The sequence below is a fragment of the Arthrobacter sp. CAN_A1 genome (genome assembly GCF_015751665.1).
Lineage (GTDB): Bacteria > Actinomycetota > Actinomycetes > Actinomycetales > Micrococcaceae > Arthrobacter_D.
Map to the genome: position 1 here is coordinate 245,527 of NZ_JADOUR010000001.1, position 18,523 is coordinate 264,049.

Here is an 18,523-nt window from a genome sequence, read left to right on the forward strand (position 1 = left end):
AGGCTAGGGACTGAAGCACCGGATACCTGTGACCCCACGCCGGTCAGTACAGTATTGATGGTCAACTATCAGGAGTCTCAATGGACCAGGTTTCACCAGCGCTGCTGCATCAGCGCATCATTGGCTGGTTTGACGTCCAGGCCAGGGACCTGCCCTGGCGGGGTCCCGCCCGCACCCCCTGGTCGGTGCTGGTGAGCGAGTTCATGCTCCAACAGACACCCGTGGTGCGGGTCCTGCCTGTCTTCAGCGAGTGGCTCTCCCGCTGGCCCACCCCGGCGGATCTTGCCGCAGCGCCCTCAGGCGACGCCGTGAGGCAGTGGGGGCGGCTGGGTTATCCGCGGCGTGCCCTTCGCCTGCACGCCGCCGCCGGGGCCGTCGTCGAACACCACAACGGTGAGGTGCCGGACACGGTCGGCGAGCTCCTCACCCTGCCCGGCGTGGGCACCTACACGGCGGCGGCGGTGGCCGCGTTCGCCTTCGGGAAGCGCGAAACTGTGGTGGACACGAACATCCGCCGTGTTCACGCGCGGCTGCTCGGCGGGGAGGCCCTGCCTGCACCGGCGCTCACCGCAGCGGAAATGCGACGGGCAGCTGACCTGCTGCCTGACGACGACTCCCAGTCGGTGCTATGGAACGCTGCAGTGATGGAACTGGGGGCGTTGGTCTGCACCGCCCGGGCACCCAAATGCTCCCAGTGCCCGGTCCTCGAATCGTGTGCGTGGGTGGCCGCCGGCAGGCCGGAACCCCGCTACGTCCCCAAGGGTCAGGCGTGGGCCGGGACCGACCGCCAGGTGCGTGGCGCGATGATGGGCGTGCTCCGGGACGCAGCGGTGCCGGTAGTCAGGGAGCTCATGGTCAGCGGGCCCGTGGAGCTCCTGCCGGGACCCGCAGCTACGCTCACACCGCTGATGAAGTTGCATGGCCTGAAAGCGCCAAGGGAACAGCTGGAACGGTCACTGGAGGGTCTCCTTCGGGACGGCCTCGCCCGCGATACCCCGGCTGGCATCACCCTTCCCGGCTGACCCCCGGCAGCTGGATGCCGGAAGGACTTCCAGGTCAGAGTTCACCGAATCCGGCGGTGACCTCGGTGCCGATCTGGTCGATCGCCTTCTGCGCGTCTGGTCCGGCCGCCGAGGCCGTCAGCACCTTGCCCTGCCCGAGCCCGAGGCTCATCAGCAGCATCACCGACTTCGCGTCGACCCCGTTCACCGTCACCTCGGCGTCGAGTTCACTCATTGCCCGCGCCAGGGTCGCTGCGGGGCGCGCGTGGAGTCCCATCGGGTTGGGCAGCTCCCATGACCCCTCCACCGACGGGCCGCCGGTTGATGGTGCCGCCGGGGCTTCCCCGGGTGCTGCTGCGGCGTGGCTGACGAACGGCTCAAGGACCGCCGGATCCAACGCGACGATCGCGGCCTCGGCGGCGCGGGTCACCGCGTCAGCGTCAGCGCCGGTCTGCGCTTCGACGGCTGCGGCAACCGCCCCTTCCACCAGCGCCGCGCTGGCAAGCCTGACCCGCGACCGATGATCGCTGTCGAGGAACTCGAGAGCCATTTCGGCGGTCATGACCGCCGACCCCAGATCGGTCAGGATCACCACACCGTTGCCCTGGTCGGCGGCCGAAATCGCCTCGAGGACCTTCTCGAAGCTGGTGCCGATCCTCGACACCCCCGATTCGTCCTCCACGCCGCCAGCGGGGACCAGCTCGACATCGGCGGCCATCTGCCGGGCCAGATCGCAGACCCCCTCGGCAATTTTTGAACTATGCGACACGATAACCAGGCCAACGTTCACTGTTGGCCCCCGGCCGCGTCGACTGCCGCCTGCAGGATCAGGCCCGTTGAGACTGCACCCGGATCAAGGTGGCCAGCACTGCGTTCGCCCAGGTAACTGGCCCGACCCTTCCGGGCGATCAACGGTTCGGTGGCAGCGGCACCCGCGTTGGCCGCGTTCGCGGCGGCCGCGAGGACCTCGGTCACCGATGCGCCGGCCAGCGCCGCAGTTCCCGCGGCTTCCACGGCTGGGGTCCACGCGTCGACCATCGTCTTGTCACCCGATTCGGCCTTCCCCCGGGCCACCACACCATCCCGCGCAGCGGTCAGCAGCCCGACGACGTCGTCGGGTCCCACCTCCTGGGCGTCACCGAGCGCCGCGGCCCCCCGCAGGAACGCCGTCCCGTAGAGTGGGCCAGCTGCGCCCCCCACCGAGGACATCAGGGTCATCGCTGCCAGCTTCAGGACTGCGGCAGGGGTGGCGGGGGCTTCGCCGTCGTCGAGCTTTTTCACCACCGCCGAGAACCCGCGGTCAAGGTTCTCGCCGTGGTCGGCGTCACCGATCGCCCGGTCAAGGTCGATGAGGTATTGCCGTTGCTCCCCGACCACGCGGGCGCTCTCGCGCAGCCAGGCGACAACCCATGCTGCGGTGAGGGTGTTGGCGGATCCTTCGACCACGCCTAGACCCCCCAGCGCAGTGCCGCGGTCAGGACCGGCGAGTCCCACAACTGGACCATCTCGTCGTCGAGACGCAGGACGGTGATCGAGGCCCCCTGCATCTCGAGGGCAGTGATGTAGTTGCCGACCAGTGAGCGTTCAACGACGATTCCCTGCTCCTCAAGGAGTTGGCGGGCCCGCCGGTAAACAATGTACAACTCACTGGCAGGGGTGCCTCCCATGCCGTTGACGAACAACAGCACCCGTTCGCCGCTGCCAACCCGCAGATCGGCAAGAATCGGTTCCATCAGACGCCCGGTGATCCCGTCTGCGTTCTCCATTGCGATCCGGTGCCTGCCCGGTTCCCCGTGAATGCCGATACCAATCTCGATCTCGTCGTCGGTCAGGTCGAAGCTCGGCACCCCTGCGTGCGGGACGGTACAGGCGGCCAGCGCCACCCCCATCGATCTGACATTGTCGACGACGCGCTGGGCAACGGCGGTCACCGAGTCGAGGTTGTCGCCACGCTCAGCGGCAGCGCCAGCAATCCGCTCGACGAGTACTGTGCCGCCCACACCACGCCGGCCGGCGGTGTAAAGCGAGTCCTCGACAGCGACGTCGTCGTTCACCAGGACCGTCCGCACTGTCACGCCTTCGGCTTCGGCCAGCTCGGCCGCCGTCTCGAAGTTCAGGACATCGCCGGTGTAGTTCTTGACGATGTGCAGCACTCCCGCTCCCCCATCAACTGCAGTGGTGGCGGGGAGGATCTGGTCCGGCGTGGGAGACGTGAACATGGCCCCCGGTACGGCTGCGTCAAGCATGCCCAGCCCCACGTACCCCGCGTGCAGTGGCTCGTGGCCGCTCCCTCCGCCCGAAACCAACCCTACTTTCCCTTGGCGGGGCGCCTCGCGGCGGGTAATGAAGAGGGGATCCGGGTGAACGCTGACCAGATCAGCGTGAGCAGCCCCAAACCCTTCGACGGATTCGGTGACTACCTGTTTGGGGTCGTTGATTAGCTTTTTCATGGCGGCTCCTCGGTGAAAGGACACAGGGCTTATGGGTTGAACCGGCCCGCCGGACCTGCTGGCCGTGTCTGAACCCTACCCTTCGGCCAGCTGCTTGCCTATAGGCCCGAACCACTGCTTTAACTGGCTGTGGGAGGGTGCCGGGCCTGAGCCCGGTCCCTCCCACAGCACTAATCCTTCGATGGCTTCCACTAACAACTGAATGAGGAGCGGATACCCGATGGATCAGATCTAGCGGTTGTCACCCTTGAAGGCGTCCTTGACGTTCTCGCCGGCATTCTTGAGATCGCCGGAAGCCTGGTCCTTGTGACCGTCGGCTTCCATCTTCTCGTTGCCGGTGAGCTTGCCAACACCTTCTTTGATCTTGCCGCCCAGCTTCTCGCCGGTGTTTGCTGCTTTGTCGTCTGCACCCATAGTCTGACCTACTTCCGCTCGGTGTGTTGGGCCCCGGTTTCGGGCCCCGCCTGATCATCGTCGTAGATGCCAAGCCCCCTTAGCTTATCTATCCTGGCGCCGGGATGCCACCCATGGCGGCTACCGATCGTCGAGTTGGCGGATCATCCGGGTATTCCCGAGGGTATTCGGCTTGACCCGGGCAAGGTCGAGGAACTCCGCGACCCCCTCATCATGGGAGCGCAGCAGTTCCGAGTACACCGCCGGGTCGACCGCCGACTGGTCTGCCATCACCTGGAATCCCCTCCGCCTGAAGAACTCCACCTCGAAGGTGAGGCAGAAGACGCGTTCGACGCCGAGGGCACGGGCGTCGTCGAGCAGGCGTTCCACCAGCGCGGTCCCGATCCCGCGTCCCTGGGCGTTCTGCGCGGTGGCAAGAGTGCGGACCTCCGCCAGGTCCTCCCACATCACGTGCAGCGCGCCACAGCCGAGGACGCCGTCGTCGTCCTCCGCGATGCGGAACTCCTGCAGACCCTCGTAATAGGCGACAGTTTCCTTCGCCATCAGCACCCGGCTGTCGGCGAGCGGGGCCACCAGTGCCTTGATCACCGGGACGTCGGAGGTGCGGGCGGGCCTGATTCTGAAGGAGGAACTCACTAGGGCAGTCTACAAAGCCCTCGGCGCCCGTACCGCTACAGCCCCAGCTCGGGCGGGAGGGTGGTGTGCTGATCCAGCAAGTGGTGAGCCAGGAAGTGACCGACGACGCCGTACCAGACCTTGACGTGTTGCGGTTTGAGGATCCAGTGGTTCTCGTCAGGGAAATACAGGAAGCGATGCTCGGTGCGGCCCTGGTCATCGGCGGCCAGCCGGGACCGGGAGAGCAGCTCATACCAGAGCCTGAGCCCTTCCCCGATGGGCACACGGTAGTCCTTGTCGCCATGGATCACCAGCAGGGGAGTTGAGATGTTTTCCACGTGGTGGTGCGGGGAATTCTCGGCAGCCATTTCTGCGGTCATCTCCTTCTCCCAGTAGTAGGAAGCGTCAGTAGTGGGCCCGAACTGGTCAAGGGCCCACAGACTGGCGTGGGTGACAATGGCGTTGAACCGGTCGGTGTGCCCTGCGATCCAATTCGCCATGTAACCGCCGAACGAGCCACCCATGGCCGCCGTGCGCGTCCCGTCGATGTCGTCGCGGACGACGACGGCGTCGGTGGCCGCCATGAGGTCGGTGTAGGGCGTCTTGCCCCATTGGCCCCAGCCCCGGTCAATCATGTGCTGGCCGTATCCGGTCGACAGCGCCGGATCGGGGAGGAGTACTGCGTAGCCCTGGGCAGCGAGTAGCCAGGGCGACCAGCGCCAGGTCCACGCGTTCCAGGATCCGAGCGGGCCACCGTGGATCCAGAGCAGCAGTGGGGCGGGGTGGGAAGCATCCGCGTCTGTGGGAAGGACCAGCCAGGACCCAACTTCTTGTCCGTCATCGGCTGTGGTGTGAACGCGTTCGAGCCGCCCCGGGAGAGCGGGCCGCTCCACGGGTCCGTTGAGCTCCTCCACTGACGAGTCGGCGAGATTGATGCTGACCACCTCCGCGGGAAACGCGTAGGAGCTGCGCAGCGCATAGGCCGTAGCCCCGTCGGGGGCCACCACGACATTGGTGTAGGCGGCCTCGTCGCGGGTCACTCTGGTCACCTGCCCGGTGTCGACGGCGATGCGGAATACCGGGCAGGCCCCTTCCTCGTCGGCCGTCGCGAGCAACGCGCTGCCATCGGGCAGCCAGGCGGCGGGCGACGGCCAGCGGTCCCAGTCTCCGGCGAGCGGGGTGAGCTCACCTCCGGTAACGGGCAGTAGCCCCAGCGTCTGCTGGGGTGAAATCCTTGCCGTGGTTCGGCGCGCACGATGGACCACCAGGGTGGTCCCGTCAGGGCTGATCGGCCCGGGTGAGAAGTCATAGGCCGGGTCGTCCAAAATCACCTCGCGCTGCCCTGTCGCCACCTCGATGCGGGCGAGGACGCTGCGGCGGTCTCCTCGTCCCACCGGGATGCTCAGGGAGGTCACCACGAGTGAGCCGTCAGGGCTGATGACCTGCTGCGCGTTGCGGAGCGCCACCCCTGCCTCAGGGGTGATGTCCCGCAGCAGTGCCGGGGACTGGTAATCGACGGCCGCCGGTTCGGGCTGGCGCGTGGCGTCGCTCTCCAGCGCGAAGTAGCGCGGTTCGGCCGGTCCCAGGTCGGCATCCCAATAGCGGACCGGGTACCCGGAGTGGAGGATGGCCCCCACCTTCGCATCCTTGCGCTGGGTGCGGCGTTCGCCGTCGTCGGTCTCGTCAGTCGAACCGGCGAGGACGTCGGCGAGGAGGATTGCTGAGTCGGCGGTTGCGGCGGTCAGGATGCCGCTGACTCCCCCCACACGGGAAAGCACCACACGTGCCTCACCGCCCGCGGCGGGCAGCCGCCAGAGGGCACTGGTGGCATCCTTGGCCGGGTCGCCGTCGGCACGCTCAGGATCGGGGCGGACCGAGGTGAACAGGAGGTCCCCACCGGCAAGGAAGGCGGCACCGGACTCACCCTTGGCGCTGCGTGTCAACCGGCGGGCGGGTTTCGCGCCGGCCGGGTCAACCTCCCAGAGGGCGGTGGCGTACTCGGTGGATTTGGCATTCAGGGTTGCGACGGCGGTTACCAGACGGGATCCGTCCGGGCTGAGCACCAATGATCCAACGCGGGGAATCGCGATAAAGCGGTCCAGGTCGTGGAACGGGGTTTCGGGTTTCGCCGTGGGGTTCAATTCCGATTCGGGTGTCATGGATCCATCTTTACCATCGGGAGTGGTGTGGGTCACCATGACTTCTCTGAGAGAGTAATAAGTTGCTTCAGGCACACATGCTGGAGGCGGGTCGGTGCCGTCTCCCTGAAACGCAGGAGGCCCCGGCCTGAGCTCTCGCACTGACCGGGGCCTCCTGCTGACACCGAGGGGCATCACCCGACAATCTACTCGGGAACTGTCGCCTCAATGGCGGCCGGAGCATCCTCGATTTCCTTCGGGGCACCGTGGCCGATGAAGGTGAAGTGCGCTTCATCTCCCTCGCCCTCGATATCTACCGACACCAGTTCGCCGGACTTCAGTTCGCCGAAGAGGATCTTTTCGGAAAGCTGATCCTCAATCTCCCGCTGGATGGTGCGGCGAAGTGGCCGGGCACCCATTGATGGATCGTAGCCACGGGTTGCCAGCAGCACCTTGGCTGCCGGGGTCAGCTCAATGCTCATGCCCTTGTCAGCCATCCGCTTCCCCAGCCGTTCAAGGAACAGGTCGACAATCTCGACAATCTCGTCCTGGGTGAGCTGCGGGAAGACCACCGTGTCATCAACACGGTTGAGGAACTCGGGACGGAAGTGCTGCTTGAGCTCCTCGGTAACCTTCGCCTTCATCCGGTTGTAGGTCGTGGTGGTGTCAGTCCCGGACTGGAACCCGGTCATGACACCCTTCGAGATATCACGGGTACCCAGGTTGGTGGTCATGATGATCACGGTGTTCTTGAAGTCAACCACACGGCCCTGGCTGTCGGTCAGCCGGCCATCCTCAAGAATCTGGAGGAGGGAGTTGAACAAGTCGGCGTGTGCCTTCTCAACCTCGTCGAAAAGCACCACCGAGAACGGACGGCGCCGCACCTTTTCGGTGAGCTGCCCACCCTCTTCGTAGCCCACGTACCCTGGGGGCGCACCGAACAGCCTGGAGACGGTGTGCTTTTCCGAGTACTCGGACATATCCAACGTGATCAGGGCATCTTCGTCGCCGAACAGGAACTCGGCCAGCGCCTTGGCCAGTTCGGTCTTGCCGACCCCGGTGGGACCAGCGAAGATGAACGAGCCGCCAGGACGCTTCGGATCCTTCAGCCCCGCCCGCGTGCGACGGATCGCCTGCGAAATGGCCTTGATGGCGTCGTTCTGGCCGACAACCCGCTTGTGCAGTTCGTCTTCCATCTTGAGGAGTCGCGTTGATTCCTCCTCGGTCAGCTTGAAGACCGGGATGCCAGTTGAATTTGCGAGCACCTCAGCGATGAGCTCCTCATCGACCTCGGCGATGTCGTCGAGACCACCGGACTTCCACCGGCGCTCCTTCTCCATCCGCTCGTCGTGGAGCTTCTGCTCCTTGTCCCGCAATGACGCAGCGCCTTCGAAGTCCTGCGCGTCGATCGCTGACTCCTTTTCGCGCTTCACGTCGGCGATCCTGTCGTCGATCTCCTTCAACTCGGGAGGAGCGGTCATCCTGCGGATGCGCAGCCGCGCTCCGGCCTCATCAATCAGGTCGATCGCCTTGTCCGGCAGGAACCGGTCCGAGATGTACCGCTCGGCGAGGGTTGCCGCGGAGGTCAGCGCCTCATCGGTGATCGACACGCGGTGGTGTGCCTCATACCTATCCCGCAGACCCTTCAGGATCTCGATGGTGTGCGCCACCGACGGTTCCTGAACCTGGATCGGCTGGAACCGGCGCTCCAGCGCCGCGTCCTTCTCAATGTGCTTGCGGTACTCATCGAGGGTGGTCGCGCCGATGGTCTGGAGTTCGCCGCGGGCCAGCATGGGCTTCAGAATCGATGCTGCATCAATTGCGCCTTCGGCCGCACCAGCACCTACCAGCGTGTGGATCTCATCGATGAACAAGATGATGTCGCCGCGGGTACGGATCTCCTTGAGCACCTTTTTGAGACGCTCCTCGAAATCACCGCGGTACCGTGAGCCGGCCACGAGGGAGCCGAGGTCGAGGGTATAGAGCTGCTTGTCCTTGATGGTTTCCGGTACGTCGCCTCGGACGATTGCCTGGGCGAGACCCTCGACGACCGCCGTCTTGCCGACGCCGGGCTCGCCAATCAGGACAGGGTTGTTCTTGGTACGGCGGGAGAGGACTTGCATGACGCGTTCCATCTCAAGCGCACGCCCGATGACCGGGTCAAGCTTGCCCTCGCGGGCGGCCTGGGTGAGGTTGCGCCCGAATTGATCGAGCACCACCGACCCCGCTGGGGTCCCCTCCTGCTGTTGGCCGCCGACTGAGGCAGGCTCTTTGCCCTGGTAGCCGGAGAGCAGCTGGATGACCTGCTGACGGACCCGGTTGAGGTCGGCGCCGAGCTTGACCAGCACCTGCGCGGCGACGCCTTCACCCTCGCGGATGAGACCGAGCAGGATGTGCTCGGTGCCGATGTAGTTATGACCCAACTGCAGTGCTTCCCGCAGCGAAAGCTCAAGTACCTTCTTGGCGCGGGGCGTGAAGGGGATGTGGCCGGACGGCGCCTGCTGGCCCTGGCCGATAATCTCCTGAACCTGCTCACGGACAGCGCCGAGAGAGATGCTGAGGGATTCGAGCGCCTTTGCGGCGACGCCTTCTCCCTCATGGATGAGACCGAGCAGGATGTGCTCGGTGCCGATGTAATTGTGGTTGAGCATGCGGGCCTCTTCTTGGGCCAGCACAACAACACGACGGGCGCGGTCGGTAAATCTCTCAAACATGGGGCACACTCCTAGCTAACGCGTAATTCGATGCTACGTGTCCTGCTCGGGCTTTTGGAGCGTGTTCGCCACAGGCGAGATATCACACCCACCTGAAGCTGCGCCCGGCCGGGCGCAGCCAGTCGCCTTTTAGCGCTGGGCGGCCCGGTAAGCCTCGACGATTTCACTGTTGACCCGGCCACGTGCCGAGACGTTGTAACCGTTGGCCCGCGCCCATTCGCGAACCTGCGCGGCTTCCTGGTTGCGGCCCGGCGTGGCCACGCGTGCTTTCACCTGGGTGCTGCGGCGGGCGCCGGTAACGTAATTGCTCATTGCGGCCCGAAGTTCTTTCGCGTGGGTTTTGGAAAGATCTATTTCGTACTGCACACCGTCGAGACCAAAACGTACAGTTTCATCGGCTTCGCCGCCGTCGATGTCATCGATCAGGAGGATCTTTACTTTTTGCGCCACGGTTTGCTCCTGCGTTTTGTGATGAATTGTTATGTGTAACCAATTATGGGCCAGTCACGCACTAACCGTCAAAGCACAGCACAAAAACGTCTTTAGAAACTTTTGTCGAAATACGTGCGGAACTACTTCACCTGGGCGCGGCCGGGTCTTCCTGATCGGGTGCCACAACAGGTTGTTCCTGCCGTGACTGCGCGATCTGCTCTTCGGCGTGGCTCATTGCGTCACGCTCTGTGCGATCAGCGTTAAAAATTGAACGCATGACAAAATAAAAGATCACGCCTACTGCTAAGGACGGCAGCAATACTGCAACATACTCAAGCACGACTATCTCCAACCGGTTTCAGAATGGGAAAGAGGATGGTCTCTCTAATACCTGCATTGGTGAACAGCATGACCAGCCGGTCAATGCCCAGACCAATGCCTCCCATGGGGGGCGCTCCATACTCCAGCGCCCGCAGGAAGTCTTCATCAAGCTGCATTGCCTCGTCGTCCCCTGCAGCGGCCTGCCGGGACTGATCAACGAGACGCTCACGCTGCACTACCGGGTCAATCAGCTCAGAGAAGGCGGTCCCCCGCTCCATCCCACCAATAATCAGGTCCCACGCTTCGATGAGGTTGGGATCCTCGCGGTGCGGGCGAGCCAGGGGCTGCGCGGAGGGCGGGTAATCGTAGACGAAGGTCGGCTGGATCAGAGTTGGTTCGACCAGCTCACCGAACAATTCGAGGACGAGCTTTTCGCTGCCCCATTCCGGGGCAATCTTCACCTCGTGCATTTTTGCGATATCCACCAGCTCAGCCTTGGTGGTCTCGGGAGTAACCTGACGCCCCACCACTTCGGAAAGACCCGGATACACGCCGAGCCATCGCCAGTCACCATCCAGGTCAATGACACCGGCTTCTGTTTCGATGCGCCGCGAGCCAACGACGTCGGCACAATTCAGAATAATTTCCTTCATCCGCTCGGCCATTCCAAACTGGTCGGTGTATGCCTCGTAACACTCCAGCATGGTGAATTCCGGACTGTGGGTTGAGTCAACCCCTTCATTCCGGAAAATCCGACCGATCTCATAGACCCGGTCTATTCCCCCCACTACTGCGCGCTTCAGATAAAGCTCCAGCGCGATTCGCAGCGTCATTTTCTGGTCGAAAGCATTCAGATGGGTTTCAAACGGTCGTGCAGCAGCGCCGCCGTGCACCAACTGAAGCATTGGCGTTTCCACTTCGACATATTCCAGCGAATGAAGAGTTTCCCTGATGGACCGGACAATCGCTGCCCGCTTCCGCACCATATCCCGCGCCTCTTCGCGCACCATCAGATCGACATAACGCTGCCTCACCCGGGTCTCCTCGTTAACCCCGGCATGCAGGGTGGGCAGCGGCCGCAGCGCCTTCGATGCCATAGCCCAACCGCCAGCCATGACAGACAGTTCGCCACGCCGGGAGCTGATGACCTCGCCGTGCACCACTACGTGATCGCCCAGATCCACCAGGGCTTTCCAATCCGCTAGAGACTCCTCACCGATCTCGGCAAGACTGAGCATGGCCTGCAGCCGCGCGCCGCCGCCTTCCTGGAGGGTGGCGAAACAAAGCTTTCCGGTGTTGCGGATAAACACCACACGACCTACCACTGAGACGACCTCGCCGGTGGTTTCGTCGGCAGCCAACTGATCGAACTCGGTCCGCAGCTGGGCCAATGAGTGGGTGCGCTTAGGCTTCACGGGATACGCCTCATCACCCCGGTCGAGCAACCGCTCGCGCTTCTCCATGCGGATGCGCATCTGCTCGGTGGTTTCGTCATTACCCAGGCCATCGGCCGGGGCGGTTTCTGTGGCGGTGCTGGAGTTATCTGTGGTCACGATATATAAGGTTACCGGCTAGCTTCCGCGGGCCACATTTGGAACGGCGTGCACCGGCCGCCTCAGTACCCGAGTGGGGCGTTGTCAATCAGCCTGACCGATCCGACCCGGGCCGCGATCAGGGCCAGGGCCTCGCCGGTGAAGGGAGTCTCCCGGCAATTGACGGCGAGAGGTTCAAGGGTCCCTGGATCTACCACCTCGAAGTAGTCGAGGTTCACCTGGCGCGCGCTCGTGACCAACGCCACCGCTGAGTCGAGGTCCAGCGGTTCGTGGCGTTGGGCTCTGCCGTCGAGGAGACGCAGTGCGCGGGAGAGCACCAGCGCGGCGTCCTGTTGCTCAGCAGTGAGGAAACGGTTCCTGCTGGACAGAGCCAGTCCGGCCCCGGTTCGGACCGTAGGAACTGCAACGATATCGGCCGGGAAGTTAAGGTCGCGGACCATCCGGCGGATCAGGGCCAACTGCTGGGCGTCCTTCTGCCCAAAATAGCAGCGAAACCCTGCGTCAGCTGCGGGGGCGCCAACGTGCAGCAACTTGGCCACCACGGTGAGCATCCCGTCGAAGTGTCCGGGCCTGGCAGCACCCTCGAACTTATTGCCCAGGGCCCCCGAGTTCAGGGTGACCAGCGGCGGTCCGTCCGGGTACATCTCGTGCTCCGACGGGGCGAACACCAGGTCCGCTCCACAGCCAGCCAACAGGTCCAGGTCCTGCTCGAGTTGGCGCGGGTAACGCTGCAGGTCGGTAGGTTCTCCGAACTGCAGTGGATTCACAAAAATCGACACGACAACTACCTGATTGGCCCGACGCGCGGCACGCACCAGCGCCACGTGGCCCTCATGCAGCGCTCCCATGGTGGGGACGAATCCCAGGCTGGGGCGCTCACCTTCACGCCCCTGCGCCGGTGGACCACCCAGCAATTCAGCCGTGGCCGCCATCAGTTCACCGGCGGTCCTGACGACCCTGGGTAAAGGAGGCAGGGTCATGAGGGACCCAGCTCGTCAGCAGCCAGGGCTCGGGTGATCGCGCTGGCCTGCGCCTCGGTCAGGAGGCCCCGGTCCACTGCCCGGTGGGCGGTGGCAATGGCCAGTCCACGGTAGGCCGCCCTGATATCAGCTGACGGCTGGGAGTTCAGGGCCTCGATGTGCGCCGCAACGGTTCCGGTATCCCCGCGCGCTACCGGACCGGTGAGCGCGCCCTCGCCGGCTGAGAGTGCGTTCTCCAGGGAGGCTCTCATCAACGGCCCGAGCATCCGGTGCGGTTCCTCGACGCCGACGTCGGTGAGTAGCTGGGTTGATTGGGCGGTGATCGTGACCAGGTGATTTGAGGCATGAGCCAGGGCAGCGTGATAAAGGGGCCGGTGGGTCTCCTCGATCACTACGGGCTCGGCACCCATCTCCACCACCAAAGCCTGCGCCACGGGCAGAACGGCGGATGGTGCAGTGATGCCGAAGCTGCAGTCGGGGAGCCGGGCAAGGTCAAGACTCATTCCGGTGAAAGTCATCGCGGGGTGCAGCGCCAGGGGAATGGCGCCCATCCGGCGGGCCGGTTCGAGCACTGAGATGCCGAACCGTCCGGAGGTGTGGGCGACCAGCTGTCCTGGCTGCCACGCGCCGAGGGCGGCGAGGCCTTCCACCAGTTCAGCCAACGCATCATCGGGAACCGCAATGAGAACCAGTTCCGACCGTTCAATGATGGCGGGGATGTCCAGGACCGGGACGCCCGGCAAGAGCATCTCGGCGCGTTCCAGGCTCGCCTCGGATACTGCCGACACCCCGATGACTGCGTGTTCGGCAGCACGCAACGCCGCACCCAGGACCGCACCCACCTTGCCCGCACCGATGATCCCTACCCCGAGCCGGCCCGGCCGACGCGCTCCGCTAGCGTTGTTCATCAGTGTCCTTCGGGTCTTCGGTGAGCTGGCCTGGACCGTCGTAGGACGGCGGGGGTGGCATGAGTGTTGCATCAGCCACCTCAACCGGTCTCATCCATTGCTCCGGGAGGCTGCGGCGGCGTGCCTCGGCTGCACGGACCGACTGTTCGTGGAAGAGCCGCCAAGCGGCTTCCTCGTCGACCTGCTGGATCCGTGGGCTTACCGGCCCCGGCGTGGTGTGGAGCACCAGATCGGCAACCCTGAACCTGCGGTACACCGGCCCCTGGTGCAGGGCGAGGGACTGGGTGCGCTCGTGCGGCACCACGGCAAGGGTACGCCAGAAGAAACCCGACCGGATGAGCAGGGCGGTGCTGGTGACGGCAAACCCGTTGCGGCGCCATTCCAGTGGTCCAATCCAGCGTGCACGCCGCGGGGTGGAAAGGAACCCCACGTGGCTGTCCTTGCCTTCCATCCCGGCACTGAACATCGCTAGGGGATCCTCGGTGCCAGGATCCGGGAGCACCAGTGCAAGGATTTGCAGCACTTCCTGTCGGGTTCCGACCGGGAGCAGGGTGGCTCTGGCCTGGGCATCCCCAGAGGCTGAAATACCGTAGCCGGCGACGTTCACTGTCATCCGGTACCAGCCCTTCATCCGCCAGAGCGGGGACTGGATGATCCCGACGGCCTGGATTCTCCCGGGTGGGACGGTCTGGGTGCGGGTATCGAGGAGGCCGTAGCGGACCCTGATGCCATCAGGCGAGATGGCGGCCCGGAAATTGAAGCCGTTCTTGATGCTGTTCCAGTACCCGCCTGCCACGGCGAGCCCCAACGGGATGATGACGGCCAGCGGCGCGGCAGCATCGAGGACAACCGCCAGGACCACCACCACTGCCACGCCGAGGATCAGGAGGATCGTGGTTCCCGACAGCAACGCCGCTGCGATCACCCTCCCGGGCGTCAAGGCGAGCACCTCACGCTCGGGTGCCTCCTGGATGTCATCCGGATGGTCCGGGTCGATACTCACGCCAGCCGCCCGCGCCAGAATCGTCGCCCGGAGACGTTGCGCGTCGCTGAGTTTGAGGAAAGCGAGTTTGACCGCTGACTCGCCGGCGTCGGCAACCTCGAATTTCAGTTCAGCCAGCCCGAACACGCGGGCGAGGAAGGGCTGAACCACGTCGATAGCCTGAACCCGGTCCAGCCGTGCCTGCCGGTTCTGGCGGAACAGCACTCCGGAGTTGACCTTCACATGCTGCTCGGTCACCTGGTAGCGGGTGAAATACCAGGACAGCAGGAAACCCGCTGCTACGAGCACAATGATCCCGCCGATGATGGCGATGGTCCAGGGCAGCCGTGACCCGCCGTCGGCGAGGCTTGGCAGACCGTCACCGCTGAGCACGCTTTCGAACAGGTCCTGGCCGGCGAAGAAGGCAATGGCGATCAGCGCGATCCAGCCCCGTACCAGCGGGGAGATGACGTGAACCCGGCTCCACTGGTCTTCCGAGGTTGCCAGCAGCGACGCGTCGGGTGCGATGGGGTTATCCGGCGGCGTCTGGTCCTCGGTTGTCACAGTCCGGCCAGCTTCGCCTCACCGCGGGCGGACAGTTGCTCGCGCAGGCGTGCTCCCTCACCGGCTGGCAGGCCGGGGATGGAGGCGTTGGTGCCCGGCGACGCGGTGTGCATTTTCAGCGTGCACAGTCCGAACGCCCGTTCGATCGGCCCGACGGCGACGTCGACGTACTGCATCCGCCCGTAGGGCACCACCATGGTGCGTTGGTAAAAGACGCCGGTACGAATCAGGAGGTCCTCGTTCCGTTCGGCGTAGCCGATCGCTTTGACCTGCCGGGGAAGGAGGATTCCCCGCCAGAGGGACAGCACCAGGGCACCAACCGGTAGAGCCCAGGCGACCCACAGCGGCGGGAAGCCCCACCAGATCCCGGTGAGGACGAGGATCAGCGGAACGCTGAAGATTGCGAGGTTGATGATGGTCCCGACGGCCCAGCCGAGCAGGCGCACCGTGAGGTACTTCGGTGACACCCTGGTCCATTCGACACCGTCCGGGTCGATTGGTTCCTTACGCATATTCCCCCTCGTCATTGCGGCTACTTTTCCCGTCGGCGCCGTCGGCGCCGTCGTCGGGCGGTAACCGACAGAATCCCTGAACCATTATCCCCACGGCGATCATCACCATGCCGCTGAGGAGCATGACAACGGTTCCCCAGACCGATCCGGTCACGCCGCGCACCGCGACGAGGGAGAACTGGTCCACCAGAATCCCCAGGTGCCACCCCGCGTTCAGCGCACCGGCGTAAGCCGTCGCCTGGGCCAGCACCACGGTGCGGGCCGCGAGGATAGGGTTCAGCGCCCGGTCGCGTCGGCCGTTCCGCCAGCGCAGCACCCTCAGCCCGAAAACCAGTGTGACGGCCAGGATGGCCGCCACGGTGAGCAACGAGCTCAGCGGCAGGGTGGGAACGGGGAACCCGTTCCTGCTGGCCCACCAGTTCACCAGCCAGCCGCCAACACCTGCGATGACCCCGAGAGCAGCCAGCCAGCCCGGCTTTAGGGTACCCACTGTGTATCGGCCCCCTCGTACGGCCGGATTCCGGCGAGGTCAGCGGTTTCGCCGACCAGTTCGCTCACCAGCCACCCACCGAGGCGGGCCGTGGAGTCCATCCATGCCCACGGTTGCAGGACGAAGGCGCGCTCGGCCGCCCTGGGGTGCGGGATGGTGAGCCGCTCGTCGTCGGAGGTGAAGTCGCCGAAGGTGATGATGTCGACGTCGAGCGTCCGCGGCCCCCACCTGACGTCCCTGATGCGCTGGTGCTTGTTTTCGACAGCCTGGCAATGGGCGAGGAAGGCGTAGGGGTCGAGGTCTGTTTCCACTTCGATCACCATGTTCAGGTAGTCGGGCTGGCCGGCAGGTCCGCCGACCGGGCTCGACCTGACGACTGGGGAGACTTCCCTCAGCCGCACGAACTGGCTGTCCACCAGGTCGGCGACGGCGAGGGAGAGGGTGCCGTGACTGTCGCCGAGGTTACTTCCCAGCGCCAGCACCGAACGCACCCGCCCGGTCACGGGGTTTCCTGGCCGGTCCGGGTCCGAACGATCGATACGGCAACGTCACCGAACGGCACGGGGATCGGCGCCTCGGGTTTGTGGACGGTGACCTGGACCGCTTCAGCCGGGAAGGAGGCGAGCAGCCGGGCCGCGATGCGCTCGGCGAGGGCTTCGATCAGGTTCAGGGGTTCGCCGGTTACCGCTTCAACAACCTGCTCGGCCACGTCGCCGTAGTGGGCGGTTGCGGTCAGATCGTCTGTCGACCCGGCGGTGCGGAGGTCGAGGTGGAGTACGACGTCGACGACGAACGGCTGACCGTCGCGGCGTTCGGAGTCGAATACCCCGTGGAAGCCAACCGCTGTGATCCCGGTGACCGTGATGGTGTCCTGCTGGACGGGTGTCATGGCGGCCCTAGCCGGTCCATGCGGCTGACACCTTCACGGCGTCAAGGTTGGGGCCGACGTCGTGCACGCGGACGCCCCAGGCGCCCGCGGCGGCGGCGAGTGCCGATAGTGCGATTGTGGCCGCATCGCGTTCCTGCGGCGCGGCCGCCTTGCCGGCTGAGGTGAGGAGTGTGCCGAGGAACCGTTTCCGTGACGCTCCGATCAGGACCCGGTGGCCGAGGGTGGTGAACCGGTCGATAGCCCGCAGGATGGTCCAGTTGTGGGCGTCGTCCTTGGCGAATCCGAGGCCGGGGTCCAGGATGATCAGGCCCGGGTCAACTCCCGCTGCCACGAAGGCGTCCCGAATCTGCATCATCTCGGCGATGACCTCGTCGACGACTTCCTCATACTGGGCGAGGGATCCCATGGTGGCTGCTGTGCCGCGGCGGTGCAGGAGCACGTAGGGCACGTTCCGCTCGGCAATCAGGGCGGGCATCGCGGGGTCATAGTCGAGTCCCGAGACGTCGTTGACCAGGGCCGCGCCGGCGTCGAGCGCTTCTGCCGCGGTCGACGCGTGCATGGTGTCCACGCTGATCAGGGCACCCGCCTTCACCAGGGCAGCGACAACGGGCAGGATCCGCCGTTGCTCCTCGTCGGGGCTGGTGAGGTCCGCATTGGGGCGGGTCGATTCCCCTCCCACATCGATGATGTCAGCACCGGCGTAGTGCATCCTGAGGCCTTCGGCGATGGCCTCGTCGGCGCTGGCAAAGCGCCCGCCGTCGCTGAAGGAGTCCGGGGTGACATTGAGGACACCCATGACCAGCGAGCGATCGGTAGGCAGGTCGGCGAGGGTTTTTGCCTTCTTGGCGACCCGTAGAACCGGGAGGGGTGAGGTGGCCGGCCCGGTTCCCGGCGCCGCAGCGAGTGAATCCATCGGTCTGTGCTGTCCTATCTTCCGAGTATCAGGCTCATGGCTTCGGCCCGGGTGGCGGGGTCCCGCACCTGGCCGCGTACGGCCGATGTAACAGTTTTGGCGCCGGGTTTGCGTACCCCGCGCATTGACATGCACATGTGTTCACATTCGATCACCACAATGGCACCCTTTGGCTGGAGATGCGTCATGAGTGCTTCAACGATCTGGGTGGTGAGCCGCTCCTGGACCTGGGGGCGCCGGGCGAAGACCTCGACCAGGCGGGCCAGTTTACTGAGCCCGGTCACCCGGCCCTCAGCCGAGGGGATGTACCCGATGTGGGCCGACCCGTGGAACGGAACGAGGTGATGCTCGCAAGTGGAGTAGAACGGAATGTCCTTGACCAGCACCAGCTCCTCGTGGTCGATCGCGAAGGTGGTTGAGAGAATCTCCGCCGGGTCCTGATGGAGCCCCGCAAAGAACTCGGCGTACGCCTTGGCCACCCGTTTCGGGGTCTCGACCAGCCCCTCACGATCGGGATCCTCTCCTATCGCGGCGAGGATCTCCCTCACCGCTCGCTGGATCCTGGGCTGGTCCACCGGCGAACCTGCTGCCTCGAGGGCCGCCGAGAACACCTCATCATCGAAATCGGTCACTGGAGCAATCCTACG

At 64.9% G+C, this 18,523-nt stretch carries 20 protein-coding genes; 1 reads left to right on the forward strand and 19 read right to left on the reverse strand.

Going from position 1 to position 18,523, the window contains the following annotated elements; translation table 11 throughout:
* Positions 1-80 precede the first annotated feature (80 nt).
* Positions 81-1,022, forward strand: a complete 942-nt coding sequence (locus IWX62_RS01225; protein WP_196839537.1) for an A/G-specific adenine glycosylase — start codon at positions 81-83, stop codon at positions 1,020-1,022.
* Between the two features lie 34 nt (positions 1,023-1,056).
* Here the strand turns inward: IWX62_RS01225 and dhaM are convergent, their stop codons facing one another.
* From dhaM to folE, 19 genes are all read right to left on the reverse strand, one after another.
* Positions 1,057-1,770, reverse strand: a complete 714-nt coding sequence (gene dhaM / locus IWX62_RS01230; RefSeq protein ID WP_442859222.1) for a dihydroxyacetone kinase phosphoryl donor subunit DhaM — start codon at positions 1,768-1,770, stop codon at positions 1,057-1,059.
* 17 nt (positions 1,771-1,787) lie between these two features.
* Entirely contained in the window at positions 1,788-2,447 is a 660-nt protein-coding gene (gene dhaL / locus IWX62_RS01235; RefSeq protein ID WP_196839539.1) for a dihydroxyacetone kinase subunit DhaL, read from the reverse strand.
* Positions 2,448-2,449: 2 nt separating this feature from the next.
* Entirely contained in the window at positions 2,450-3,451 is a 1,002-nt protein-coding gene (gene dhaK / locus IWX62_RS01240) for a dihydroxyacetone kinase subunit DhaK (RefSeq protein WP_196839540.1), read from the reverse strand.
* Positions 3,452-3,682: 231 nt separating this feature from the next.
* Positions 3,683-3,865 (reverse strand): CsbD family protein, encoded by a 183-nt coding sequence (locus IWX62_RS01245; protein ID WP_196839541.1) that lies wholly within the window; start codon positions 3,863-3,865, stop codon positions 3,683-3,685.
* 120 nt (positions 3,866-3,985) lie between these two features.
* Positions 3,986-4,501, reverse strand: coding sequence for an amino-acid N-acetyltransferase (locus IWX62_RS01250; RefSeq protein ID WP_196839542.1), 516 nt, complete (start codon positions 4,499-4,501; stop codon positions 3,986-3,988).
* 35 nt (positions 4,502-4,536) lie between these two features.
* The gene (locus tag IWX62_RS01255; protein ID WP_196839543.1) at positions 4,537-6,639 is read right to left on the reverse strand and encodes an alpha/beta fold hydrolase; all 2,103 of its coding nucleotides are present in this window, start codon (positions 6,637-6,639) and stop codon (positions 4,537-4,539) included.
* Between the two features lie 185 nt (positions 6,640-6,824).
* A complete protein-coding gene (locus tag IWX62_RS01260; protein WP_196839544.1) occupies positions 6,825-9,332 on the reverse strand; it encodes an ATP-dependent Clp protease ATP-binding subunit in 2,508 nt (835 codons plus the stop codon).
* Between the two features lie 129 nt (positions 9,333-9,461).
* Positions 9,462-9,782 carry a histone-like nucleoid-structuring protein Lsr2 gene (locus tag IWX62_RS01265; protein ID WP_196839545.1) on the reverse strand — a complete coding sequence of 107 codons (321 nt, stop codon included), beginning with the start codon at positions 9,780-9,782 and terminating at the stop codon, positions 9,462-9,464.
* A gap of 127 nt (positions 9,783-9,909) precedes the next feature.
* Positions 9,910-10,104 carry a hypothetical protein gene (locus tag IWX62_RS01270; RefSeq protein ID WP_196839546.1) on the reverse strand — a complete coding sequence of 65 codons (195 nt, stop codon included), beginning with the start codon at positions 10,102-10,104 and terminating at the stop codon, positions 9,910-9,912.
* Positions 10,097-11,560 carry a lysine--tRNA ligase gene (lysS, locus tag IWX62_RS01275; protein ID WP_333483162.1) on the reverse strand — a complete coding sequence of 488 codons (1,464 nt, stop codon included), beginning with the start codon at positions 11,558-11,560 and terminating at the stop codon, positions 10,097-10,099. Before lysS ends, IWX62_RS01270 begins: the two co-directional genes overlap by 8 nt.
* 140 nt (positions 11,561-11,700) lie before the next feature.
* Entirely contained in the window at positions 11,701-12,618 is a 918-nt protein-coding gene (panC, locus tag IWX62_RS01280; protein WP_196839547.1) for a pantoate--beta-alanine ligase, read from the reverse strand.
* Positions 12,615-13,526: a Rossmann-like and DUF2520 domain-containing protein gene (locus IWX62_RS01285; RefSeq protein ID WP_196839548.1), complete on the reverse strand. Its 912-nt coding sequence runs from the start codon at positions 13,524-13,526 to the stop codon at positions 12,615-12,617. Before IWX62_RS01285 ends, panC begins: the two co-directional genes overlap by 4 nt.
* Complete coding sequence (locus IWX62_RS01290) at positions 13,513-15,072, reverse strand: PH domain-containing protein (RefSeq protein WP_196839549.1); 1,560 nt, start codon at positions 15,070-15,072, stop codon at positions 13,513-13,515. Before IWX62_RS01290 ends, IWX62_RS01285 begins: the two co-directional genes overlap by 14 nt.
* A complete protein-coding gene (locus IWX62_RS01295) occupies positions 15,069-15,584 on the reverse strand; it encodes a PH domain-containing protein (RefSeq protein ID WP_196839550.1) in 516 nt (171 codons plus the stop codon). The genes IWX62_RS01290 and IWX62_RS01295 overlap by 4 nt, the downstream gene beginning before the upstream one ends.
* Entirely contained in the window at positions 15,577-16,074 is a 498-nt protein-coding gene (locus IWX62_RS01300; RefSeq protein ID WP_196839551.1) for a DUF3180 domain-containing protein, read from the reverse strand. The genes IWX62_RS01295 and IWX62_RS01300 overlap by 8 nt, the downstream gene beginning before the upstream one ends.
* Positions 16,062-16,577: a 2-amino-4-hydroxy-6-hydroxymethyldihydropteridine diphosphokinase gene (folK, locus tag IWX62_RS01305; protein ID WP_196839552.1), complete on the reverse strand. Its 516-nt coding sequence runs from the start codon at positions 16,575-16,577 to the stop codon at positions 16,062-16,064. Before folK ends, IWX62_RS01300 begins: the two co-directional genes overlap by 13 nt.
* On the reverse strand, positions 16,574-16,963 hold the full coding sequence (gene folB / locus IWX62_RS01310) for a dihydroneopterin aldolase (RefSeq protein WP_196839553.1): 390 nt from the start codon (positions 16,961-16,963) through the stop codon (positions 16,574-16,576). The genes folK and folB overlap by 4 nt, the downstream gene beginning before the upstream one ends.
* Before the next feature lie 7 nt (positions 16,964-16,970).
* Entirely contained in the window at positions 16,971-17,876 is a 906-nt protein-coding gene (gene folP, locus IWX62_RS01315) for a dihydropteroate synthase (RefSeq protein WP_196839554.1), read from the reverse strand.
* 14 nt (positions 17,877-17,890) lie between these two features.
* Entirely contained in the window at positions 17,891-18,508 is a 618-nt protein-coding gene (folE, locus tag IWX62_RS01320) for a GTP cyclohydrolase I FolE (protein WP_196839555.1), read from the reverse strand.
* Positions 18,509-18,523: the final 15 nt, after the last annotated feature.